This is a genomic window from Kitasatospora sp. NPDC001664 (assembly GCF_053596675.1).
Window position 1 is genome coordinate 218,801 of sequence record NZ_JBSFGS010000003.1, and the last position, 22,013, is coordinate 240,813.

Genomic DNA, 22,013 nt, shown 5'->3' on the forward strand with positions numbered 1-22,013 from the left:
CCGGGCGGGGCCCGGTGACCGGCCGTGGTGACGGGCCGTCGGACCACGTGGCCGTCCCGGCCGGCTACCGGATCGGGCCGTGGACGGTCGGCCGGCCGCTCGGCTGCGGCGCCTTCGGCACCGTCTACGCCGGCACGCGCACCGTTCCGGTGGCCGGGGTGCCCAGCCGGGCCGCCCTGAAGATCCTGCCGACCGGCACCCGCAGCCCCCGCCAGCTCGCCCACCTGCGCGAACTGGCCGAGCGGGAGGTGGAGTTGCTCCGCAAGGTACGGGCACCCCGGCTGATCCGGCTCTACGAGGTGCGGACGGTGGACGACTCCGCCCGGCCCGAGATCGACGGGGCGAGCGTGCTCGTCCTGGAGGAGGCGGAGCGCTCGCTGGACGACCTGCTCACCGCCGGCCCCGTCCCGCGCGGCGGTCCCGCCCTGCTGGTCGACGTCTGCGCGGGCCTGGACCAGCTGCACCGGGCCGGCTGGGTGCACGGTGACCTCAAGCCCGGCAACGTGCTGCTGATGGCCGACGGCACCGCCCGCCTCGCCGACTTCAACGTGGCCGCCGAGCTGGAGGGCACCCACGCCTACGCCCCGGTCTTCGGCACCGCCGACTACACCGCGCCGGACCTGCTCTGGTGCGAGATCGGCGAACGCGGCCGCAAGGTCCGCCCGAGCGCCGACATCTGGGCCTTCGGCGTGCTGGCCCACCTGGTCCTCACCGGCGGCCACCCCCTGCCCGGAGGCACGCCCGGCGCCCGGCGCGACGCCGCCCTGCGGTACGCGCGGGGCGAGGAGGAGCTGCGCCTGTCGCCCGAACTGCCCGAGCAGTGGCGCCCCGTGCTCATGGACTGCCTGGCCCGCCGGCACGAGGACCGGGCCCCGTACACCGCCGCCTCGCTGCTGCGCCGGGTCGAGGCCGCCGCCGCCGGGCGCCGCGCCGCCTGGCGGCCGGGCCCCTTCCTGCGACGCCGCCGCGGACCGCTGCTGACGGTGCTGATCGCGACCGCCACCGCCACCCTCTCCGCCGGCCTGCCGGCGCTGCTGCCCAGCACCGGCTACGACCGCTGCGACCGCGGCACGGTCTGCTTCTTCACCGAGCCGGACGGCCAGGGCGACTACTGCGCCTGGGTGGACGGGGACGACGACTGGTCCACCGGGGAGACCGGTTGCGCCTGGGCCGCGCGGCGGCCGCCGCTCTCGGTCTTCAACAACGGACAGAACCTCTCCGAGGGGGCCACCAGGGTCGACGTGGAGTACTTCGCCGGCACGGGGTGGGAGCAGCGGATCGGCTGCCTGCCCAACGGCGAGCGGCGCAACCTCGCGGACGGGGACCGCCTGCCGCGCTCCCACCAGTGGATCAGGTCCTGCGCACCGTAGCGCGCCCGGGCGCCCGGGCGGGTCCGGGGACGCCTCAGGGGACGGGCCGTCACGTCCCGTTCCCCTCGCCGCCGTCCGGGTGCAGGCCGAACAGGCCGAGCACCGCCCCGGCCTGCGCCGGGTCGTCGGCCTCGACGGCGACCGGGCCGGTCACCCGGAGCCGGAGGTGGGCGAAGGCCGGGGCGAGGGCCGCCAGCGCGGCCGCGGGCTCGGGCGCGCCCACCCGCTCGCAGTGCCAGCGCTCGACCCGCAGTTCGCGCAGGGTGAGGCTCTCCAGCTGCGGCAGGAGCGGTGACCCGGCCAGGGCGGTGAGGGTGTCGAAGTCGTTCGAGTCGAACTCGACCCGGCCGAGGTCGAGCCGACGCAGGGCGGGGAGGTGCCCGGCGCCCAACTCCTCGACCTGGTCGACCGAGCAGGCGACGCCGAACACGTCGCTCTCCAGGTCGACTTCGAAGGCGGTCAGCGCGGGGAGGCGGCCGGGGTGGAAGACGGATCCGTCCGAGAGCACGGCGCCGCGGGTACGGAGCCGGGTCAGGTTTTGGTGCTCCACCGCGTCCACCAGGAAGGCGCCTTCGAGCTCCAGGCTCCGCAGGGCCGGCAGGGCCTCCCAGGGCGCGGTCCGGACCAGACCGGTGCCGTGGTGCTCCAGGGGGTCCAGCCGGCGCCCCGTCGAGCTCTCGCCGTCCTCGAAGAGGTACTCGAACGCGTGGCCCAGGTAGAGGTGTTCGAGCCGGGGGAGGGGATGGCGGACCAGGGTGGCCGCGGCGCGTTCGGCGGAGTGGTGGTGGTCGGTGAGGTGGAGTTCGAGGGAGCGCAGCTGCCGTGCGGCCGGGTGCGCGAGCAGGGCCTCGATCAGGGCACCCTCCCACTGCTCCGGGTCGGCCGCGTCGGCCGTGGTGACACCGTCCGCGCTCATCCGGGCCACCAGGGGGCCGCGGCGCGCGGCCGGGTCGGGGGCGAGGCGGAAGACGGCGGTCTCCCAGGCGCCGTCGGCCCCGGTGCACCGCCAGGAGCCGTCGGACAGGAGCAGTTCGGGGAGCTGTTCGGGGAGCTGAGCGTCCGTCACGTCGCCGTCGGGCACGGTGGTCTCCGGTTCATCGGTGGGGCGTCGGGGTTCGAGGGCCGATCCTGCCATCCGGGCGCCCGGGCGGGAGGACGACCCTAGGTGTTCCGAGGTACTGCGGCGGCGCGTGCCGGGACAGGCTGAGGCCCTCAACCGAACCAGAGGGGGAACCACCATGAACCTCAAGCGCTCCGTCGTCGGTCTGCTCGGTGCCGCGGCGCTGCTGCCGGCCCTGCTCGCCGGGGCCGGCTCGGCCCAGGCCGTGCAGGCCGCGCCCGCGGCGATCACGGCCGGCTCGCCGTCGGCGTCGGGGGTCACGCCGGACTACTACGGCTACGACCGGGACATGTTCAACATCCCCTGCAACTACGGCAGCCTGTGCGTCGCGGTGAACGACCCGGTCCGCCAGAAGTGGGCGGTCTTCCGCTTCGACCCGTGCCGCCTGTACAGCGTGTCGAACTGGGAGGGCACCGGATACCTCACCAACAACCAGACGCCCAACACCGTCTCGCGGTTCTACGGGGGCAGCGGCCAGCAGCTGTTCACCTCCACGGCTGGTTCGGGCTCCTCGACCCGCCAGCTCACGGTGAACTGGTCGCCCGTCTGGTCGCTGCGCAACTGCTGACGCGCCGCCATGCGGCCCGGCTCCGTACCACGGGAGCGGAGCCGGACCGCCGCGTGCGCCCGACGGGCGGTCACCTGCCACGAGGACCACGGAAGGTGACCGACCGTCAGGCTCCACTCGGCCGTTACGGGCCGTTATGGGCCGTTATGGGCCGCTACTGGCCGCTAGGGTCACTACGGCCGGTCGGGGCCGGCGGCCTGGGCCGGGACGGGTGCCCCGGCCCGGCGGGCGTGCAGGACCGTGGCGTCGAGCGGCAGCGGGGAGCTGCCGACCAGGGTCAGGCCCGCGTCTGCCAGCAGCCGGGCGTAGTGCTCGGCCCGGCGTTCCCGGCCGCCGACGTTGCACCGCATGTGCAGGTCCCACGCGGTGGCCAGCGAGGGCGAACCGTCGGCCGGGAGCACCCGTTCGACGATCAGCAGGTCCGCGTGGGCCGGCATGGCCGCCGCGCAGTGCCGCAGGATCTCCCGGCAGCGCTCGTCGTCCCAGTCGTGCAGGATGCGCGACAGCAGGTAGACGTCCCCGCCCGGCGGCACGTCGGCGAAGTCGCCCGCCAGGTAGGTGCAGCGGTCACCGCACCCGGCCGCGTCCAGGGCCCGCCGGGCGGCCTCCACCGCGTGCGGGCGCTCCAGCAGGACGCCGCGCAGCCGGGGATGGGCGGTGAGCAGCCTGCCGAGCAGCTCGCCGTTGCCGCCCGCGACGTCCACCACGGTGCCGCCGGCCGCTGCGGTCACGGCCGGATGGGCCGTCAGCGGTTCGAACATCCGCGAACTCGCCGCCATGGAGAGGTCGAAGAGCTCGGCCAACTCCGATTGCCGGGCGAAGTGTTCGAAGTGGTTCTCCCCGTGGAGGTGGTCGAAGGCGACCCCGCCGGTCCGCACGGTGTGCCCGAGCTCCGCGAAGGAGCGGTAGAACGGCCCGCCGTACATCAGGGCGAGCGGCCGCATCGAGGACGGGGCGTCGCTGCGCAGCAGGGCACCGAGCGCGGTGAGCCGGTAGCCGTACCCGTCGGTCTCGACCACGTCCAGCATGGCGAGGTAGCGCAGCAGGGAGGCCAGCGCGTCGGGGTCGGCGCCGACCGTCCGGGCCAGGGCCGCCAGGCCGGTCGTCGTACCGGTGTCCAGCGCGTCGGGCAGCCGCAGTTCCGCCGAGACGGCCAGCGCCTGGGTGGTCCACGCCCCGGTGAGCAGCAGCAGGAGCGTTTCGGCGGGCCGGTCGGCCTGACGGCCGCTCAGGTGCCCCGCCAGCACGTCCGGGTGCTCGCCCGGGACGTACAGCTCCAGCCGCCGGTAGCCCGCCTTGGAGTCCGGGGGCACGGTGAAGTAGAGGACGGTGCCGTCCTCGTGCGGGTTGTAGCCGCCGCCGTCCGGACCGGCGCCGTGCCGGGCCAGCAGCGCGCAGAGCCCGCGCAGCACCAGCGGATCGGGGTGCTCCACCTCCAGGGCCAGGTGCGCCTCGTGGTCCTCGGCGCGCTCCTGCCGGGCCAGCGGGCCGAGCTCCGAACCCGGCGGCACGGTCAGCACGAAGACCTCGACGGTGCGGCCCGTCCCGGCCACGGTCGGGCGCAGGATGCGCACGTCCAGGTCGGCCGGCTCCCGCCCGTGCCGGGCGGCCAGCCGGTCCCGGACCACCACGCTCGGCCTGGCCGTCACCCCGGGATCGAGCCCGCAGTCGGCCAGCAGGCCGCGGTGGGCCTCGGCGGTCGGCGGGAAGACCAGCAGCGCGGCGTGCGAGAAGCGGCAGTGGTCCGCGAGCGCGCGCAGCTCGGGGCCGTCCAGGCCGGGGAGGAGCAGCGGCAGCAGGGCGGCGGTGTCCTGCTGCCGGACGAAGGAGACGGCCTCCGCTAAGCGGGCGGCGTCCGTGCGCAGGGGGGTGGTGGTGCTCGTGGACATGGTGGTGCGTCCTCATCTCTGGTGTGTGGTGCGGGATTCCGGGGGTCCAGGGATTCCGGGCGTCCAGGGTTCCGGGGCTCCGGGTTCCCGGGATTCCGGGCATGGCAAAGCCGGACCCGGCCGGGGCAGGCGTGTGCCTGTTCCGGCCGGGCCGACGTGAGGGGGTGGTCCGGGGAGGTGGGACTCAGACGCCGACGTAGTGGTCGGCGAACCAGTCCTGGAGGGTGCGCGAGCCGCGCAGCGAGGCGAGGCGTGCGCGCCGCAGTCCGTGGTGGAAGTCGGAGGCGTCCGACTGCGGTGGGGCGTTGAGGAGTTGCACCATCCAGTGCGAGAACTCCTGGGCCCGCCAGATGTGTTCGAGGCTACGTCGGGAGTACGCTTCGAGACCGCTGGAGTCACCCTGGTGCAGCTGGGCGATCAGCGCCTCGGCGAGCAACTCGGCTTCCAGGACGGCGAGGTTGGCGCCCTTGGCCGCCGAGGGGCTGAGCAGGGCGGCGGCGTCCCCGGCCAGGAGGAGCGAGCCGTACCGGAGCGGTTCGAGGACGTCGGACTCCAGGTCGATCACGGAGCGGTGGACGATCGGGCCCCGGTGCAGCGGGCCGTGCTCCTCGGCGCGCAGCCTGCGCTCCAGCTCCTCCCAGACCTGCTCGTCGGGCAGGGCGTCGGCCGAACTCCCGCGCTCGCACTGGAGGTAGTAGCGGGTGAGGGTGGACGTGCGGGCCATGTGCCCGGCGAAGCCGCGGCCGTGCACCGCGTAGCCGACCGCGTCCAGGCTGGGCGGCGCCTCGGCGAGCAGGCCCAGCCAGGAGATCCCGTGGTCGTGCCGGTGGTGCCGGACCGCGCCGGGCGGAAGTGAGCGGCGGGCCGCGCCGTGCCGGCCGTCGCACCCGGCGACGTAGCGGCCCTGCCAGGCGGCGGTGGCGCCGTTCTCGCGGCTGCCGACGGTGACGCGGGGACGGTCGGAGGCGGCGTCCAGGACGGCCAGCGCCTCGGTGCCGAAACGTACCTGCCCACCGGCCTGCCGGTAGTGCGCCAGCAGGTCGGCCACCAGCTCGTGCTGGGGGTGGACGGTGTGGCGCTCGCCCCGGCCGAGGGTGGAGTAGTCGAGGCGGAAGGCGCCGTCCTCGGTGCGGAACTCGCACAGCGCGTGCTCCCGTCCGCGTCGGCGCAGGCCCTCGGCGAGGCCGTGCCGCTCCAGGATCCGCACCGTGTTGGCGGCCAGGTACCCGGCCCGGGAGCGGGCCGCGAGCTGCTCGGGGGTGGCGCGTTCCAGGATGACGCAGTCGATCCCCGCGGCGTGCAGCAGATTGCCGAGCACCAGCCCGGCGGGGCCGGCCCCGAGGATGAGCACGTCAGCTGAATTGCGCACAGCTGGGATGATCTGACTCTCCGTCATGGAATTGGATCATAGGCAGTTGCCGAGCGGATGAGCGGAGAAGTTCACCCGTATGCAGGCAGATGGGCGGCGGTGAATGAAGAACTGCCTGCTCAGGGGCGCCAGTTGGTAGGCAGAGTGTAGTGGTGGCCGGGCTGCCAGGCCGGGGCGGCGGTGAGCAGCTCGGTGAGCGGCCTGGCGAGCAGCAGGTGGTCGAGGGCGATGCGGTTGGCGGAGTGCGCGATCAGCAGGACGCGGCGGCCGTCGTGGCGGACGGCCAGCTCGGCCAGCAACTCGGCCGTGGCGTCCACCACTTGACGGTAGCTCTGGCCACCGCCGGGGAAGGGGTCGTCGAGCCGGCGCAGGCGCTGGGCGGAGACGGCGGCGGCCGAAGTCCCGTTCAGGGCACCGTAGTCGCACTCGCGCAGGCGGGCGTCCTGGGTCGGCTCCAGGCCGGGGAAGGCGATCCGGGCCGTCTCCACGGCCCGCCGGAGGTCAGAGGTGAGCACGTCCGCGAAGCCGCCGCCGCGGCGGCGCTCCCCGAGCTCGGCGGCCTGCCGGCGGCCGAGCTCGGAGAGGCTGCCGGGCAGCCACCCCGTGGCGATTCCCGCCTCGTTGTCCGTGGTGGTGGAGTGTGTCTCGTAGACGATCTCGACGGCCAAGGCGGGGCTCCTCTCAGGCGGCGGTGCGGCCGCGCCACCACTCCACGGTAGCCTCGAACTGCTCGTCCAGCGGGGTCGCGCGCACGGCGAACACGGCCTCGTACGCGGAGGAGTCCACCACGAACGGGCGGTCGAACTGGTAGCGGGTCTCCTTGAGTTCGCGCAGCAGCGGCGAGAACAGACCGGCGAGGCCGAGCACGGCGGAGGGCAGCCGCTTGACGGTGGGCACGGTGGTCCCGGCCGCGGCGGCCATGCCGTGCACCATCTCGCGCGCCGAGCGGGCGGGCAGGGTCGGCACGTGCCAGGCCCGGCCCCAGGCGCGCTCGTCGGAGGCGGCCTCGGCCAGGGCGCGGGCCACGTCGGGGAGGTAGGTCCAGCTGTGCGGGGCGTCCGGGTCTCCGAGCACCGAGACGCCCTTCCCCGCCAGCAGGCGCGGGACCGCACGGGCGGCGAGGTGGCCGCCCTCGGTGACGCCGGGGCCGAAGAAGTCCGAGGCACGGACCTCCACCGCACGGATCCGGCCGGCCTCGTGCAGCGCCTCGGCCTGTTCCCAGATCGCCGCCCTGGTCCGGCCCTTGGGGCCGGTGGCGGCGAGCGGCAGCTCCTCGGTGAGCGGGCCGGCGGGGGCCGTCGGCCCGTAGCCGTAGAGGTTGCCGAGCAGCACCAGTACGGCGCCGCTCGCCTCGGCGGCGGAGAACAGCGAGGCGGCGAGCGGCGGCCAGGCGGTGGTCCAGCGGTGCAGCGGCGGCGCGGCACAACTGTGGATCGCCACGGCCCCCTTCGCGGCCTCGGTCAGCCGGGCGGCGTCGGTGGCGTCCAGTGCCAGGTGCTCGACGCCCGGCTCCGCGGCCGCCCCTGCGGGCAGGCCGGAGCGGGTCACCACCCGTACCTGGTGCCCCTGTCCGACCAGCTCACGAGCGGTGGCGGCCCCGGCGGGCCCGTGTCCGACGATCAGATGAAGACTCACTCCCGCACCCTAGCCCGACACCCCGTCGCCCGTTCGGGTGGCCCTGCCTGACACCCCCTCAGGGCCGCCGTCGGTTCCGTAGACTCACCGTCATGGCATGCCGCATCAGCGAGTTGGTCATCGACTGCGTCGACCCGGAATTGCTCGCCGCCTTCTGGCGCGAGGTCCTCGGCTACGTCGAGCTCGGCCGCGAGTCCGACGGCAGCATCGAGATCGGCCCACCGGGTACCGGCTTCGGCGGCCCGCAGCCCACCCTGATCCTGAGCCCGAGCACCGACCCCCGCCCCGCCAAGCTCCGTCTCCACATCGACGTCAACCCCACCGACCGCGACCAGGCCGCCGAACTCGACCGCCTCCTCTGCCTCGGTGCCCGCCCCACCGACATCGGCCAAGGCCCCGACGTCCCTTGGCACGTCCTCACCGACCCCGAGGGCAACGAGTTCTGCCTCCTGCGCCGCCGCCTCGACCCGGCCTGACGCCCCGTCGGGTGCGCGGCAGCGTGGGAGCTCCCCCGGACCCGACCCGCCCGAGCCCGGCTCAGCGGTGGGCCGTGTCGAGGGTCAGGTCGAACGGGGCGGGGAGGCGGAGCGGGGTGCCGAAGGGGTGGGGGCCGTCGGTGGTGGCGTAGCCGAGGCGGCCGGGGGCGGAGAAGAGGGTGCACTCGCGTTGCTGACGGTCCACCAGGAGGTAGAGCGGCGCGCCGTACTGGCCGTAACGGCGGCGCTTGACGGTGCGATCGGTCTCGCCGTTCGAGGTCGAGGTCACTTCGACCACCAAGAGGGTCTGATCCGGGAGGAGGGCGCCCTCGGTCTTCGCGGCGAGCTCGCGGGGGACGACGGCCAGGTCCGGGATGAACCAGTTCTCGGAGCCGGGTAGGTCGAGGTTGCCCGATCCGGAGGCCAGATCGAGCGCGTTCAGGCGTGGCGTGAGCTGGAGCCGCACGAGGTCTGCGGCGTTCTCGTGCGCCCAGGACGGCGACAAGGGCGTGATCACTCCCTCGATGATCTCTGCCCGGTCTCCCGCGACGTGCTGGATCGCGTACTTGAGGGCCCGCTCCGGGTCGCTGACGGTGTAGTCCCCGGGAGTGTGGGCTGCCGTACTCATCTGTGTGCACCTCCGCTGCTCCGGGTCGATTCTCCATCAGGACACCCGCTCAGCTAAGCCTCCGAGGACGCCGAGCGGGGCGGGACGGCCGGTCTGTCACTCGATCAGGTGGGGGCGGTGGTGGAGTTCGAGGGCGAGGTGGAGGTGGAGGGCGGCTTCGGTCCAGGTGGCGGGGGTGGGGGTGGTGGCGAGGGCGTCGAGGAGGGTGGCGGTGTGGTGGAGGCCGGTGCGGCGGAGGGCGGTGGTGGTGGGGGTGAGGTCGGGGCGGGGGTGTCGGAGGCCGGTGTGGGCGAGGTCGGCGAGGGTGGTGAGGGCGGATTCGAGGGCGTGGGTGAGGGGGTCGGTGGGGAGGGGTGCGAGGGGTGGGAGGGGGACGGGGGCGGCGGGGGTGAGGTCGGGGACGGTGGGGCCGTCGGGGGTGAGGAGGGCGAGGGGGTCGAGGACGGGGTGGCCGGCGTGGTGGTGGAGGAGGCCGCTGACGTGGGTGACCCGGCCGGCGGCGAGGGTGGCGGCGAGGGAGTCGAGGCGGGTGGGGCAGACCGGGTCGTGGTCGGCCCGGAGCAGGACCGCGGCGCCGGAGCTGTCGCGGAGGACGGCCTCGACCTGCTGCCGGGCGGGGTCGTAGCCGACGGAGTCGACGGCGGAGACGGCGAGGACGACCGCGTCCTCGGCCTCGACCCGGGGCCGGATCAGGCGGGGCGGACGGTGCTCGGAGCGGCGGAGGTGGGCGGCGAGGTCGTCGACCAGCAGGGGCGGCGGCAGGGCGGCCCAGGCGTTGCCGAGCGGGGTGACGGTGGTGGCGGCGACCCGGCCGCGGCCGATGGTGACGGTGCGGTTGGGGTGGCGGGAGAGCTGTTCGCTGACCAGGTTGGCGGTGGCGAGGGCGCGGAGGGTGGAGCCGAGCAGCCGGCGGTCGGCGAGGTCGGGGCCGGTGAGGCGGGTGTCCTCGGGGAACTGCCAGTGCCTGCGCAGCACGAGGCCGATCCCGGCGTCCGGGTGGGCGTAGTAGAGCTCGGCGGTGCGTGACCGGGCCGAGGGGCCGGTGATGCGGCATCCGAGGGCGACCAGCCGGGCCAGCCGGAGCGGGGTTTCCGCGGACTCCCGGGTGCCGAGTGCACCGGCCAGGTCGAGGGCGGCGGCGCGGCTTCGGGCGTGCAACTCGGTGATGAGGTAAGCCAGTTCGATGGGGGAGTAGCGGCCGTCCCGGGCGGTGTGGGCCTCGGCCTGGCGGTGCAGGGCACGGACCGCGGCGGCCGGCCAGTGCAGGGAGGCGGCGGTCAACCGGGCAGTGGTGCGCTCCAGTTGGGCCGTGAAGACCGGGGTGGTGTGGGCCGCCCCGTCCAGCAGGAGTTCGTCCGCCAGGCCGACGGCGGTGCTGAGGGGATCGGAGTGGTCGGCGGAGGGTGCTTCGCCGAGGGTGACCTCCGTGGCGCCGGAGGCCTCGGCGGCGCGGAAGGCCCGGACGGCGAGGGCGACGGTCTCGCCGTGGAGGTGGGCGGCGGCGTCGCTGATCGCGTAGCCGAGGCCGTGCGGGACGGGGAACCGGACGGTGCAGGAGGGGAGTTCGACCCACGGCGCGGGGTGGCCGGGGCCGGCCGGATGGACGGTGGCCCGCTGGCCGCCCCGGGCCAGGGTGCGGCGGGCGGCCGCGAGGGCGGGGCGTCCGAGCACGGCTTCGAGCTGGTCGTCGTCGAACTCGGCGGGGGACCAAGTCTGTTCGGGAGTCGCAGCGGAGGAGGGGCGGTGCCGGTAGGAGAGGACCAGGGCGATGAGGTGACGGCAGACGCCCGGTGCACCGCAGGTGCAGGAGGCGGCGTCCAGGCCGAGGCCGGGCGGCAGTCGGCTCTGGCTGCCGTCGGGGTGGCGGCCGGAGAGGGTGCCGTCCTCGGCGAGGCTCAGCTCCGGGCCGGTGCCGGACTCGACCTCGCGGGCGGCGCGCTTGACCAGGCCCCGGTTGGTGAGGGCGGCGAGCGTGTCCGGAGTGAGGGCGAGCAGGTCCGGGCGCCGGTCGGGGTCCGTGCCGGGAGTGGGGGCCGGGGGTGCGGTCGGGGCGGCGGGCGGGGTGGCGGCCGACGCGGAGGGGCGGGACGCGGGCGCGGTCATCGGCCGACCTTCTCCGCGACGAAGGCGGCCAGGTGACCGGGCGTCATGGCGCCGACGTGCGCGCCCGCCTCGGCCAACTGTCCGGCCAGGACCCGGTCGTAGGACGGATCGGCCTGCTCGTCCAGGGCCGCCAGGCCGAGCACGGTGGCCCCCTGGCCGGTCAGCGAGCGGACGGTGCGCAGCAGGCGGTAGCGGTCGCCGCCCTCGTAGAAGTCGGAGACCACGGCGACCACGGTGCGGCGCGGGTTCTCCACCAGCCCGGCGGCGTGGTCGAGGGCCCGGGCGATGTCGGTGCCGCCGCCCAGCTGGACGCGCATCAGCAGCTCGACCGGGTCGGCGACGTCCGAGGTGAGGTCCACCACCGAGGTGTCGAAGGCGATCAGGTGGGTGCGCAGGCCCGGCAGGCCCCAGAGACAGGCCGCGGTGACGGCGGAGTGGATGACCGAGCCGACCATCGAACCCGACTGGTCGACCAGCAGGATCAGCTGCCACTGCTCCAGGTGCCGCCGGGAGCGGGAGTGGAAGCGGGGCCGCTCGATCAGCACGCGGCGCTGCTCGGGCTGGTAGTGCCGGAGGTTGGCCCGCAGCGTGCCCCGGAAGTCGAAGTCCCGCGCGACCGGGAGGCGGCTGGGGCGGCGTGAGCGGGCGCCGGTGAAGGCGCGGCGCAGCTCGGGTCGCAGGCGTGCCATGAGGTCCCGCACCACGGCCTCGACGATCCGACGGGCGGTCAGCAGCAGGTCGGGGTTCATCAGGTGCTTCGTTCGCAGCACGGCCCGCAGCAGTGTGGTGCTGGGCTCGACCCTGGTCAGCACCTCCGGGTCGGTGAGGATCTCCTCGATCCCGTAGCGTTCGACCGCGTCGCGCTCCAGGCGCTCGACCGTCTCCTTCGGGAAGAGGCGGTGCACGGCGTCGAGCCAGTCCACGGCGGTGAGCAGGGAGGCGCCGTCGCCGCCCTCGCGCGGGGCGGCCGGCGGGTGGCGCCGGATCCCGCGCTCCGTCAGGTCCTCGTCCCGCCCGTAGAGCCACTCCAGGGCGGCGTCGCGTTCGGCGGCGGCCGGGGCGAGCGGGCCGGTGACGCGTTCGGCGGGAGCACCGAGCAGCAGGCGCCAGCGCTCCAGCCCGGCGTCGGGGACGCGGACGGGAGCGGGGTCGTGAGAGGGAGCGGTCATCGGGTGGTCCGGGGGTCGGAGGTGAGGCCGTGGCGGTGGAGCAGCTGGTGCACCTGCTGCTCCAGGGCACGGGCACGGGCCAGATCGAGCGGGTCGGCAGTGGTGCGCAGGAGCGTCCGGGCGGAGCCGCGGCGCCCGCGCCGTTCCAGCAGGCGTTCCGCGATCCGTTCGCGTTCGCGGGGCGGGAAGTGGGCGAAGGCCTGGCGCAGGGCGGGCAGGCCGGTGAGGAAGTCGTGCTCGGTCATCGCGGTGACCAGCTCGTCCAGGGCGTCCAGCAGGGCGGGCGCAGGGGAGTCGGTCAGCTCCTGGCGGGCGAGGGTGAACAGTCCGGTGAGCCAGTCGCCCAGACGGGCCGGACCGGCTGTGGCGAACTCCCGGGCAAGGGCGGGCAGTTCGGGAACCGGAGCGTCGAGTGAGCGCAGCAGTCCGAGGGCGGCGCCGCGCAGGTCGGGCGGAGCGGCCGGGTCGGTGGTGATCCGGCGGGCGGTGTCGAGCACGGCGGCCCCGGGGAGGGGGAGCAGCTCCTCGGCGTGGCGCACCGCGTCCCGGACGGCGGCCAGTGCGCGCAGGCGCCGCGGTTCGGGGCGGGCGTCCGTGCCGCTGCCGCCGCCGTGCAGGCCCTCGGCCAGCCAGAGGACGCGGTCGGCCGACGCGCCGATGATCCGGGCGAGCAGGGGTGAGCCGGCCGCCCCGTAGACGCGGTCGTGCCGCCACAGGTGCAGGGCCGTGGCCAACACGGCACCGGCGTCCGCGAGTTCGGGGACGGACGCGGCCCGGTCGGCGAGGGTGTGCAGGAGGTCGGCGGAGAGTGCGTCGGCGCCGCAGAGCACCGCGTCGAAGAGCCGTGCGGCGAGCGCGGCACCGGTGGAACTCCCCTGGTGCAGCTGCTCGGTGAGGCAGGCCGCAGCGGCGTCGGCGACCCGGGCACCGTACGCGCCGGCCTCGACCAGGGCGGCCTCGCGCCCGGTGAGCGGGGTGGGCTCCCAACACTCGGTGAAGACCGGGTCGGCACCGGAGGCCGGGCCGGAGGAACGGGTGTGGCCGGGGACGCCCAACACCCGCAGCTGGTGCAGCAGTCGGCTGCGACCCAGTCCGGCCGGCTCGGTGAGGTCGGCCGTCACCGCCGAGCCGAGCAGCACGCCGTGCCGTTCGAGCTCGGTGGCGGCGTCGTGCACCAGCGGCGGTGCGGGGGTGTCCGGGTGCAGCCGGCCCGCGCGCTCTCCCGTACCGGCGGCCACCATCTCGACGACCACCGGATCGGAGCCCGGGGCGAGCGTGCCGCGCCCGTTCCACGGCAGCGGTTGTTCGAGCGCCTCCTTGACCAGTGCGCCGGCCAGGCCGTCCAACACGTCGGTCCGGCTGCGCACCCGGTGACCGCGCAGGGCGGCCAGACCGTCGGCCAGGCTGCGCGCCGCCACCAGGTCGGCGGTGGAGGCGGGCACCCGACGGTGTCGCAGCCGGCGGACCACCTGCTCCAGCAGGCCGTCGGCGGCGGCGGACGGGCCGTGCTCCCAGAGGAGTTGGTAGTAGCCGGGCGACGGCAGGCCGGACTGGTAGCCGGCGAAGGCGTCCAACTGCCGGAAGGAGTACGGGACGAGGAAGCTCCCGCCGACCGCGCCGGGCGCCGGGGCCGGGACCGGTGGCCACGCGGGCGTGGACGGGGCGGAGGAGAGCAGGGCGCGGAGGGCCGGGACGTGGAAGCCGCCGGCCACCACCAGCACCGGGCCCTCGTCGCGGGCCGTGGCGGCGCGCACCCAGGAGGCCATGTACTCCTCCCGGGCCCGGTCGCCCGGGTCGGCGGTGGTGTCGCCGCGCACCAACGCGAAGTAGGCGTCCAGCCGTTCGGTCAGACCGTCCGGGTCGGCCACCTCGAAGAGGCCGTCCCAGAGGGTGTCCACCGAGTCCGTGCCGAAGTGCGCGCACAGCCGGGCGACGGCCTCGGCGTACCGTGACTCGGCGTCGGCGAAGCGGTTGGCCGTAGCCGTAGCGGATGTGAGCGTCGAGGTTCGTTCGGTGAAGGCCGGGTGCCAGGCGGGCAGGTCGATGAAGCGCACCTGTGCCCCGGCGGCCCGGCCGTGGGTGAGCGCGACCCACTCCGGCGAGTGTTCGCAGAACGGCGCCCAGGAGGTGGCGGTGCGGTCGGCGTCGCGGTGGTGGCTGAAGACGGCGACCGGGAGGTGGTGGCCGAGCAGCAGCTCGTCCAGCCGGTCGTTGAAGTCGGCCGGGCCCTCGATCAGGACGTGGGCCGGCCGCAGCTCCGCGATGGTGCGGGCCACCAGCCCGGCGCAGGCGGGGGAGTGGTGGCACACGCCGAGGAGGACGACAGCGGAGGCCCGGGCATCCTGAGGGTCCATCACTCCGCCAGCAGGTGGCGGGCCCGGTGCAGGGCCTTCCACTGCGCTCCCCGCCGCCGGGAGCCCTCCTGCTCCAGGAAGCGCCGCAGCCGGGCGAGGTCCTCCGGGCTGTCCTTGGCGGCCGTTCCGGCCAGACAGGTCACCAGGTCGGCGGCGTCACCGGGTTCGCCCCGCAGGTACCAGCCGCGGACGCCGATGGCATGGGCGACCGAGACCGCCTCCGCGGTGCTCATCACGGCGGAGATCCGCTCCCCGCCCGGAGCGGCGGAGCCGGCGCCCTGCCGCAGCTCGCGGAAGGTGGTCACCAGCACCTCCAGCACGTCGCGGTCCGGTGCCACCGTCACGCCCGAGCGGCGCAGCAGGGCGCCGGCCTCGGCCTCGACCAGGGCCAGCTCGGTGTCGAAGTCCGGGATGGGGAAGACGGTTTCGAAGGTGAAGCGGCGCTTGAGCGCGGCGCTCATCTCGTTGACGCCGCGGTCCCGGGTGTTGGCGGTGGCGATCACGTTGAACCCGGCACGGGCGAAGACCATGCCGTCCGGGCCGTCCAACTCCGGTACGGCCAGCACCCGTTCGGAGAGCAGGGAGAGCAGGCAGTCCTGCACCTCCAGCGGGCAGCGGGTGATCTCCTCGAAGCGGACGATCCGGCCCTCCGCCATCCCGCGCAGCATGGGGGCGGGCACCAGGGAGCGCGGGGACGGGCCCTCGGAGACCAGCAGCGCGTAGTTCCAGGAGTACTTGATCTGATCCTCGGTGGTGGCCGCGCCGCCCTGCACCGTCAGGGTGGAGGTGCCGCTGACGGCCGCCGCGATCAGCTCGGAGAGCAGCGATTTGGCGGTGCCGGGCTCGCCGACCAGCAGCAGGCCGCGGTCGGTGGCCAGGGTCACCAGGGCGCGCTCGACCAGGGCCGTGTTGCCGACGAACTTGCGGCTGACGCCGGCCCGTTCGTCCCCGATCACGAAGCGGCGGGCCGCCCGCAGGCTGAGCTGCCAGCCCGGCGGGCGCGGATCGCGGTCCTCGGCGCGCAGGGCGGCCAGCTCCTCGGCGTGGCGCACCTCGGCGGGCGGACGCTGGAGGTCGGGGACGTCGGACGCGTTCACGCCGAGGTCACCTCCTCCAGGTCGGCGAGCAGCTCGGAGGCGGCGATCGGATCCAGGTCGCGGAAGCGCAGCCGATGGGTGTCGCTGTTCCAGTGGTCGCGCGGCACCACGTCCAGCCAGACCGTCTCGAAGGTCTGGTCGGGGAACATGTCCACCATGCCGACCGCGATGCCTTCGTGCAGCTGGATCACCAGGTGGCAGCGCTCGCCCAGCCGCTTGGAGAACCACCGCTCGACACCCGCGTCCTGCGGTGCCCCGCGCTCCCAGCCGCGCTTGGTCAGGCCGAGCAGCCTGCCGACCGGGACCTTGCTGCCCTCGAAGCGGTGCAGCCGGTTGGCGGCCAGCTCGTCGTCGCTCAAGTGGTTCACTGCCCGGCCCAGTTGCGGGAAGGGCTGGAGCAGCTCGTAGTCGGCGAACAGCTCCGACCAGGCGGCCTGCGCCGCGCCGTCGAGCAGCAACGGGTGCGCAAGGCGGACGGTGGCGGTCCCGGGCAGCTGGTAGGCCTCGTCCGCCACGTCGGCGAAGGTGCGGTCCTCGGCCACCCGGAAGGCGGTGGTGGCGGTGCGGCCCGCTCCGCCGTCGTGGTCGGCCAGCCAGACCAGGCGTCGCGCCAGGTGCCAGACCAGCGGGTGCCGGACGAAGAGGTCACGGAACTCGGCTGCGGTCCATGTGCGTTGGGCCACCATCGCCGCCTCCAGGCGGCGCAGCTGGTCGGCGGCGACGGTGCGCACGTCCTTCTTCAGCGCGGCGAAGCGCTTGCGCTCGGCCGGGGCCAGCTCCGGATCGTCCTTGGCTCCCGGCGCGGGCAGGTCCTTGCGCCGTCGGCCGTCGCCGTCCAGCACGTAGGGGCGCAGCTGCTCGTCGAAGCCGACCGTGAAGCGGCGCGGCCCGTAGTCCACCACCGTGGTGCCGTCGGCGTCGAGGCCGAGGTCCGGCACCAGCCGGTCCGAGAGCTGGTCGGCCGTCAGGCCCAGACCCTCGGCCACCTCGGCGATCCGCTCCTGCGCACGGGACTTGAGCGCCTTGAACTTCACCCGCTGGGCGATGCCGTGCAGGTGGAGCAGTGCCACGTCGGTGCCGATCGCGGCGAGCACGCCCAGCCCCTCGACCGCCCGGTGGTGGGCGCCCTCGCCCGGCCATTCGCGGAGCACCGGGGTCAGCCGGCGCACCGTCTCGTCGTCACCGAGGGAGCCCAGCACGGTCAGCGCCCAGCTCTCCTTGGACGGCATCCCGGCCTGACGCCACTCCTCGAACAGGGCCCAGCCGAAGGCGGCCAGCGAATCGGCCCGGCAGGCCCCGGTGACGACCGGCACCCCGGCGTACGGCTCCTCCGGGCGGGAGAGCGCGAGCATGGTGAGCAGGTGCCGTACGGCCGACTCGGGCAGCGCGGCGCCGGAGGTGAGCAGCAGCTGGGGCAGGACGGCGGGCTGCAGCCAGGCCGGGAGCTCGGGCATCTTGGCGGGCAGCGCGTTCTCCAAGGGGTCGGCTGCCAGCGCCTCGCCGACGATCCCCGCCGCCTCGACGCCGTAGCGACCGGCCACGGCGGCGGACAGGGTCGGCGTACCGGCCTCGGCGGCGACCAGGCGCAGTGCCTGTTCGGCGGCCTTCCGGGCCGCACCGTCCGGGCCGACGGCCTCCGGTACCAGCAGCAGGGCACCCTGGACTCCGTGCCGGGCGAACCACGAACGGGCCGTCGGCTGGGCCGACTTGAGCCGAACCAGGCAGTCCGCCATCACCCGGGCCACCCCGGCGTCCCGGAACGGGAGCAGCAGCGGGGCGATGCTCGCCGGCTGCGAGGAGGCGGCCGCGAGCAGCGCGGGCAGGGCGGAGAGGCCGTAGCGGGCGATCACCGGCCGCAGCTCGTCCCCGCCGCCCCAGGTCTCCACCGGCCGCCACTTCTCCAGCTGCGGGGCGAGCAGCTTGCGCGGGCCGAGCATCAGCAGCCGGCGCGCGTGCCAGAGGTTGCCGCTGTGCCCGAAGACCTCCCTGGCCTCCCTCGCCCAGTCCGTCCCGCTCGGGAAGGGCCAGGGTTCCTCGGCGGCGGCCCAGCGCTCCTTCTCGTCGGCCCGCCACTGCAACTCCGGTGCGGCGTCGGCCTGGAGACCGGTGAGTACGCGGACGGTGCGGCGGGTGCGGGGGCGCGCCCACGGCGGGGAGACCAGCAGCGCGGGCAGCTCGTCCGGGGCAGCCTCGGCCACCCGGGGCCGGAGGCCGTCCAGGGATGCGATCAACTCGGTCGTCCGTGCGTCGAGTTGTGCCGTCATCTCGGGCAGGACGGCGTGCTGGAGCTGGACGTGGGTGGTCAGCAGGCGGCGCGCGTCGGCGGCAGTCGGCCCGTCGGCGAGCACCGTCTCGGCCAGCAGGCGGGCTGCCCGGACGGGGTAGCGCTGCATGGCCTCCTGGAGCGCGGGCCGGGCCTGCTTCTCGGCCAGGCGGCCGAGCAGGAAGCGGAACGCCTGGTCGGTGGGGAGCTGCACCGCGACCGAGGTGACGGTGCGCAGCTCGTCCGTGCCGTGGTACTGCCCCAGGGCGGCGTCCAGGTAGCGGCCCGCCTCGGTGCCGACGCCGTCGGCGAGGGTGGCGAACAGGCCCACCGTCCAGTCGTGGTAGCCGAGGACGGGGTTCGGGTCGAGGCGGTCGAGCTGGGCCGGGTCGTCCACGGTGGCCAGCAGCAGGGTGAGCAGCGTGCTGCTGTAGCGCGGTGCGTCGGTGAGGCAGTCCTCGGTCCAACCCGGCGTGCCCGGGGCCAGGTAGGCGGCCAGCAGGCGGCCGGCGGGCGTGGTGCGGAGGTCCTCCAGCGCGTCGATGGCGTCCTGGTACACGGCCTCGTCGGCGACGGCGAGCAGGGCGCGGAGCCGGCCGGCCAGCTGGGCGGCGCTGTTGAGCTCGGGCCGCTGGGGGGAGCGGTAGCGGAGCTGGACGTCGACCCTGACCATCCCGCTCTGGTGGTAGTGGACGTGCAGCCCGGCGAGTTCCACCAGGGCGCGGGCGGCGAACGGCAGGCCGAACCGGACCGCCCAGTCGTCGACGAACGGGGACTTCTCCAGGCCGTTGTGGTGCCAGGCGGGCGGCAGGATCGCGGCGACCACGGCGGCCCCCAGCGGGTCGGCCTCCCCGGCCAGGTACCCGCGTGCGGCGGCGACCAGCTCCGCAGGGGCCTGGCGGGACGTCAACACCTGCTCGATCCAGCCGTGTTGGGCCTCGATCCGCTCCTCGGCCTGGCGGACGGCCTTGGCCGCCGGGCGCGGCACCGGGCGGACCCGGCCACCGCGGCGCGGCTGGAGGACGCGGTGCCAGGAGGCGGGGAAGACGAAGGTGGTCTCGTCCGGCAGCCCGCCCGCCCCCGCTTCCGTTCGGTCCTCCACCTCAGAACCTGCGACCGTCTCCGTCATCGCCTCCGCTTCCGTGTCAGCGGCGGGAGTCGGAGCGACGGCAGCGGTCGGAGCGGGGGCGGCGGGAGCTCCGTCGGCGGCGGTGTAACCCTTGCGGGTCTTCTCGCCCATCAGCTTCGCGAGGTGCGCCTCGGCGGCATCGGCGGAGGCGAGCTCCTTGACCTGCTCGCGCCCCGCCGTCCCGATCCGGCCGTAGCGCACCACCACCGAACTGCCCTCGACCGCCGCCTCCCAGAACTTCGCAGATCCGTCACCGACGAACTCCCAGCGCCGCACCGCTTCTCCTCCAAGGCATGGCCGGCCGCCCGGAGCCGTGATCGTCCGGTGTGCCTGAGCAGCACCCTAGCCCCGCGCCCCGACAGCCCGGAGGCGCGGACCGTCGACAGATGACACAAGGTGTCCTATGGTGAACCCAGTTTCCTGACCCCGAGCAGAGGAGGCCGCACCATGGCTGCGGAAACCTTCGGCACGTCCAAGTCCGACCTGGTGGAGCTCGCCCACCGGCGGATGGACACGGCCATCCCCGACAACGACTGGACCGTCCGTCAGAAGCTCGCGCTCACCTGCCGGATCCTGTTCGACGCGGGCCACGACTCCGGTCTGGCCGGGCAGATCACCGCCCGCGCCGAGCGGCCGGGCACGTACTGGACCCAACGGCTCGGCCTCGGCTTCGACGAGATCACCGAGGACAACCTGCTGCTGGTCGACGAGGACCTGAACGTCCTCGAGGGCGAGGGCATGGCCAACCCCGCCAACCGCTTCCACAGCTGGATCTACCGGGCCCGCCCCGACGTCGCCTGCGTGATCCACACCCACCCGCTGCACATCTCGGCGCTCTCCATGCTGGAGACGCCGCTGGTCGTCTCGCACATGGACCTGTGCCCGCTGTACGACGACTGCGCCTTCCTGGAGAAGTGGCCCGGCATCCCGGTCGGGAACGAGGAGGGCGAGATCATCACCGCGGCCCTCGGCGACAAGCGCGCCCTGCTGCTGGCCCACCACGGGCAACTGGTCGCCACCGGAAGCATCGAGGAGAGCTGCACCCTGGCCGTGCTGTTCGAACGGGCCGCCCGGCTCCAGCTGTTGGCGAGCGCCTCCGGCCGGATCCAGGAGATCCCCGAGCTGCTCGCCAAGGAGGCGCACGACTGGACCTCCACGCCCAAGCGCGGCCAGGCCAACTTCGCGTACCACGCCCGCCGCGCCCTGCGCGCGGGCCACGGCGACGCCCTCACGGGCGGGACCGCCGCCCGCTCCGCCCACCACTCCCAGAACGGTGCCTGACGATGACCCACACGACCCTGGACGGCATCATCGCCTACCCGGTCACCCCCTTCGCCGCCGGTGACGGCACGGTGGACACCGACCGCCTGGCCGCCCTGACGGACCGTCTGGTCCGCTCCGGGTGCCACGCGGTCGCCCCGCTGGGCTCCACGGGGGAGAGCGCCTACCTCTCCGACCAGGAGTGGTACGCGGCGGCCGAGGCCTCGGTGGCCGCGGTGGCGGGGCGGGTGCCCACCGTGGTCGGGATCGCCGACCTCACCACCCGCAGTGCCGTCGAGCGGGCCCGGTTCGCGGAACGGGCCGGGGCCGACGTGGTGATGGTGCTGCCGCTGTCGTACTGGCGGCTGGACGAGCGCGAGGTGGTCCGGCACTTCACGGCGGTCGCGGACGCCGTGTCGGTGCCGGTGATGATCTACAACAACCCGGCCACCGCCGGCGTCGACCTGTCGCCCGAGCTGATGGTGCGTCTGGTCCGGACGGTGGAGAACATCACCATGGTGAAGGAGAGCAGCGGGGACATCCAGCGCATGCACCGCCTGCACCGGCTCACCGACGGCGAGCTGCCGTTCTACAACGGGAGCAACCCGCTGGCCCTGGAGGCCTTCGCGGCCGGCGCGGCGGGCTGGTGCACCGCGGCCGCCTGCCTGATCCCCGAACTGACCCTGGAGCTGCACCGGGCCGTCCGGATCGGTGACCTGGACGCGGCCCGGAGCGTCTTCTACCGTCAACTGCCCATGCTGGACTTCCTGTTGAGCGGCGGCCTGCCGACCACGGTGAAGGCCGGGCTCGCGCTGCAGGGCTTCGAGGCCGGCGACCCCAGGCAGCCGCTGCTGCCGCTCGACGAGGCGGGCCTGGCCCGGCTCGCGGGTCTGCTCGCGGCGACGGCGGCCGTACCCGCCTGACCGGCCGCACGGCCGGCCGGGGCCGAGCCCCCGTCAGGGGAGCGGCGGCACCCGTCCGGCGGAGTCGGCCGGATCGTCGTGGATCACCACCAGGATCTGGGCCGGCTCCGCCCCGGTGCTCCGGCAGCGGTGCGGCAGGGCCGAGTTGAAGTACACGCTGTCCCCCGGGCCGAGCGCGACCGTCCGGTCGGAGAACTCCAGCTCGGCCGTGCCCGCGTGGACGAAGAGGAACTCCTCGCCGGCGTGCGACTTCCACGGGCTCTCGGCCCCGGCGGTCGGCGGGTGCATCACGAAGGGCACCATCTGCTTGCCGCTGAGGCCGGTGGCGATCCCCTCGTAGCGCGGGGCGCCCGGGCCGTCGGCGCCGTCCGCGATCCTGGTCCGCTCGCCGGCCCGTACCACGGTGACCAGTTCGGGCTCGACCTCCTCCGAGAACAGCCGCCCGACCTCCACGCCCAGCGCGTCCGCCAGCCTGAGCGCGGTGGAGATCGACGGGTCGCTGAGCCCGCGCTCGACCTTGGACAGGTAGCTCTTGGTCACCCCGGCCCGCTCCGCCAGGGCCTCCAGGCTGAGCCGCTGCTGCTTGCGCAGGACCCGCACCCGGCTGCTGCTCATTCGGACACCCTCTCGACCCGTACGGACCGTACGAGTATCCCACCG

General features: G+C 74.7%; 17 protein-coding genes. 5 read left to right on the plus strand and 12 right to left on the minus strand.

Features of this window, described 5'->3' with window-relative positions:
* The first annotated feature begins 14 nt into the window (after positions 1–14).
* Positions 15–1,370, plus strand: a complete 1,356-nt coding sequence (locus ACWCYY_RS05785; protein WP_449795229.1) for a serine/threonine-protein kinase — start codon at positions 15–17, stop codon at positions 1,368–1,370.
* 49 nt (positions 1,371–1,419) lie between these two features.
* Here ACWCYY_RS05785 and ACWCYY_RS05790 read toward each other — a convergent pair whose 3' ends face one another.
* Positions 1,420–2,436, minus strand: coding sequence for a hypothetical protein (locus ACWCYY_RS05790; RefSeq protein ID WP_449795230.1), 1,017 nt, complete (start codon positions 2,434–2,436; stop codon positions 1,420–1,422).
* A 172-nt stretch (positions 2,437–2,608) separates the two neighbouring features.
* Here ACWCYY_RS05790 and ACWCYY_RS05795 point away from each other — a divergent pair, with 172 nt between their 5' ends.
* Positions 2,609–3,058, plus strand: a complete 450-nt coding sequence (locus tag ACWCYY_RS05795) for a hypothetical protein (RefSeq protein WP_345288700.1) — start codon at positions 2,609–2,611, stop codon at positions 3,056–3,058.
* A gap of 173 nt (positions 3,059–3,231) precedes the next feature.
* Here the strand turns inward: ACWCYY_RS05795 and ACWCYY_RS05800 are convergent, their stop codons facing one another.
* The 4 genes from ACWCYY_RS05800 to ACWCYY_RS05815 form a co-directional block, all read right to left on the minus strand.
* A complete protein-coding gene (locus ACWCYY_RS05800) occupies positions 3,232–4,947 on the minus strand; it encodes a methyltransferase (protein WP_380148528.1) in 1,716 nt (571 codons plus the stop codon).
* A 184-nt stretch (positions 4,948–5,131) separates the two neighbouring features.
* Entirely contained in the window at positions 5,132–6,343 is a 1,212-nt protein-coding gene (locus ACWCYY_RS05805; RefSeq protein WP_449795231.1) for a 4-hydroxybenzoate 3-monooxygenase, read from the minus strand.
* Between the two features lie 92 nt (positions 6,344–6,435).
* Positions 6,436–6,984 carry a histidine phosphatase family protein gene (locus tag ACWCYY_RS05810; RefSeq protein WP_449795232.1) on the minus strand — a complete coding sequence of 183 codons (549 nt, stop codon included), beginning with the start codon at positions 6,982–6,984 and terminating at the stop codon, positions 6,436–6,438.
* Positions 6,985–6,997: 13 nt separating this feature from the next.
* A complete protein-coding gene (locus tag ACWCYY_RS05815) occupies positions 6,998–7,951 on the minus strand; it encodes an NAD-dependent epimerase/dehydratase family protein (RefSeq protein WP_449795233.1) in 954 nt (317 codons plus the stop codon).
* A 92-nt stretch (positions 7,952–8,043) separates the two neighbouring features.
* On the opposite strand from ACWCYY_RS05815, the gene ACWCYY_RS05820 reads away from it, so the two are divergent.
* Complete coding sequence (locus ACWCYY_RS05820) at positions 8,044–8,427, plus strand: VOC family protein (RefSeq protein ID WP_380148536.1); 384 nt, start codon at positions 8,044–8,046, stop codon at positions 8,425–8,427.
* A gap of 61 nt (positions 8,428–8,488) precedes the next feature.
* Here ACWCYY_RS05820 and ACWCYY_RS05825 read toward each other — a convergent pair whose 3' ends face one another.
* The 6 genes from ACWCYY_RS05825 to ACWCYY_RS05850 all read right to left on the minus strand — a co-directional run bounded on the left by ACWCYY_RS05825 (position 8,489) and on the right by ACWCYY_RS05850 (position 19,446).
* On the minus strand, positions 8,489–9,055 hold the full coding sequence (locus ACWCYY_RS05825) for a Uma2 family endonuclease (protein ID WP_449795234.1): 567 nt from the start codon (positions 9,053–9,055) through the stop codon (positions 8,489–8,491).
* Between the two features lie 96 nt (positions 9,056–9,151).
* Positions 9,152–11,158 carry a hypothetical protein gene (locus ACWCYY_RS05830; RefSeq protein ID WP_449795235.1) on the minus strand — a complete coding sequence of 669 codons (2,007 nt, stop codon included), beginning with the start codon at positions 11,156–11,158 and terminating at the stop codon, positions 9,152–9,154.
* Positions 11,155–12,327 (minus strand): VWA domain-containing protein, encoded by a 1,173-nt coding sequence (locus ACWCYY_RS05835; protein WP_380148542.1) that lies wholly within the window; start codon positions 12,325–12,327, stop codon positions 11,155–11,157. Before ACWCYY_RS05835 ends, ACWCYY_RS05830 begins: the two co-directional genes overlap by 4 nt.
* Positions 12,324–14,681, minus strand: coding sequence for a DUF5682 family protein (locus ACWCYY_RS05840; RefSeq protein WP_449795236.1), 2,358 nt, complete (start codon positions 14,679–14,681; stop codon positions 12,324–12,326). The genes ACWCYY_RS05835 and ACWCYY_RS05840 overlap by 4 nt, the downstream gene beginning before the upstream one ends.
* Positions 14,681–15,778 carry an ATP-binding protein gene (locus tag ACWCYY_RS05845; RefSeq protein ID WP_380148545.1) on the minus strand — a complete coding sequence of 366 codons (1,098 nt, stop codon included), beginning with the start codon at positions 15,776–15,778 and terminating at the stop codon, positions 14,681–14,683. The genes ACWCYY_RS05840 and ACWCYY_RS05845 overlap by 1 nt, the downstream gene beginning before the upstream one ends.
* A complete protein-coding gene (locus ACWCYY_RS05850; RefSeq protein WP_449795237.1) occupies positions 15,775–19,446 on the minus strand; it encodes a DUF4132 domain-containing protein in 3,672 nt (1,223 codons plus the stop codon). Before ACWCYY_RS05850 ends, ACWCYY_RS05845 begins: the two co-directional genes overlap by 4 nt.
* 171 nt (positions 19,447–19,617) lie before the next feature.
* Here ACWCYY_RS05850 and ACWCYY_RS05855 point away from each other — a divergent pair, with 171 nt between their 5' ends.
* Both ACWCYY_RS05855 and ACWCYY_RS05860 read left to right on the plus strand, forming a co-directional pair.
* On the plus strand, positions 19,618–20,451 hold the full coding sequence (locus ACWCYY_RS05855) for an aldolase (RefSeq protein WP_380148549.1): 834 nt from the start codon (positions 19,618–19,620) through the stop codon (positions 20,449–20,451).
* A 2-nt stretch (positions 20,452–20,453) separates the two neighbouring features.
* Positions 20,454–21,353: a dihydrodipicolinate synthase family protein gene (locus ACWCYY_RS05860; protein ID WP_449795238.1), complete on the plus strand. Its 900-nt coding sequence runs from the start codon at positions 20,454–20,456 to the stop codon at positions 21,351–21,353.
* A gap of 33 nt (positions 21,354–21,386) precedes the next feature.
* Here the strand turns inward: ACWCYY_RS05860 and ACWCYY_RS05865 are convergent, their stop codons facing one another.
* Positions 21,387–21,968, minus strand: a complete 582-nt coding sequence (locus ACWCYY_RS05865) for a helix-turn-helix domain-containing protein (protein ID WP_345283595.1) — start codon at positions 21,966–21,968, stop codon at positions 21,387–21,389.
* Positions 21,969–22,013 lie beyond the last annotated feature (45 nt).

What these genes read in the sequence shown, in the direction of transcription:
- ACWCYY_RS05795 (WP_345288700.1), top strand. Translation starts at nt 2,609, where the DNA reads ATGAACCTCAAGCGCTCCGTCGTCGGTCTGCTCGGTGCCGCGGCGCTG.
- ACWCYY_RS05800 (WP_380148528.1), bottom strand. Translation starts at nt 4,947, where the DNA reads ATGTCCACGAGCACCACCACCCCCCTGCGCACGGACGCCGCCCGCTTA.
- ACWCYY_RS05805 (WP_449795231.1), bottom strand. Translation starts at nt 6,343, where the DNA reads ATGACGGAGAGTCAGATCATCCCAGCTGTGCGCAATTCAGCTGACGTG.
- ACWCYY_RS05820 (WP_380148536.1), top strand. Translation starts at nt 8,044, where the DNA reads ATGGCATGCCGCATCAGCGAGTTGGTCATCGACTGCGTCGACCCGGAA.
- ACWCYY_RS05825 (WP_449795234.1), bottom strand. Translation starts at nt 9,055, where the DNA reads ATGAGTACGGCAGCCCACACTCCCGGGGACTACACCGTCAGCGACCCG.
- ACWCYY_RS05830 (WP_449795235.1), bottom strand. Translation starts at nt 11,158, where the DNA reads ATGACCGCGCCCGCGTCCCGCCCCTCCGCGTCGGCCGCCACCCCGCCC.
- ACWCYY_RS05835 (WP_380148542.1), bottom strand. Translation starts at nt 12,327, where the DNA reads ATGACCGCTCCCTCTCACGACCCCGCTCCCGTCCGCGTCCCCGACGCC.
- ACWCYY_RS05840 (WP_449795236.1), bottom strand. Translation starts at nt 14,681, where the DNA reads ATGGACCCTCAGGATGCCCGGGCCTCCGCTGTCGTCCTCCTCGGCGTG.
- ACWCYY_RS05855 (WP_380148549.1), top strand. Translation starts at nt 19,618, where the DNA reads ATGGCTGCGGAAACCTTCGGCACGTCCAAGTCCGACCTGGTGGAGCTC.
- ACWCYY_RS05860 (WP_449795238.1), top strand. Translation starts at nt 20,454, where the DNA reads ATGACCCACACGACCCTGGACGGCATCATCGCCTACCCGGTCACCCCC.
- ACWCYY_RS05865 (WP_345283595.1), bottom strand. Translation starts at nt 21,968, where the DNA reads ATGAGCAGCAGCCGGGTGCGGGTCCTGCGCAAGCAGCAGCGGCTCAGC.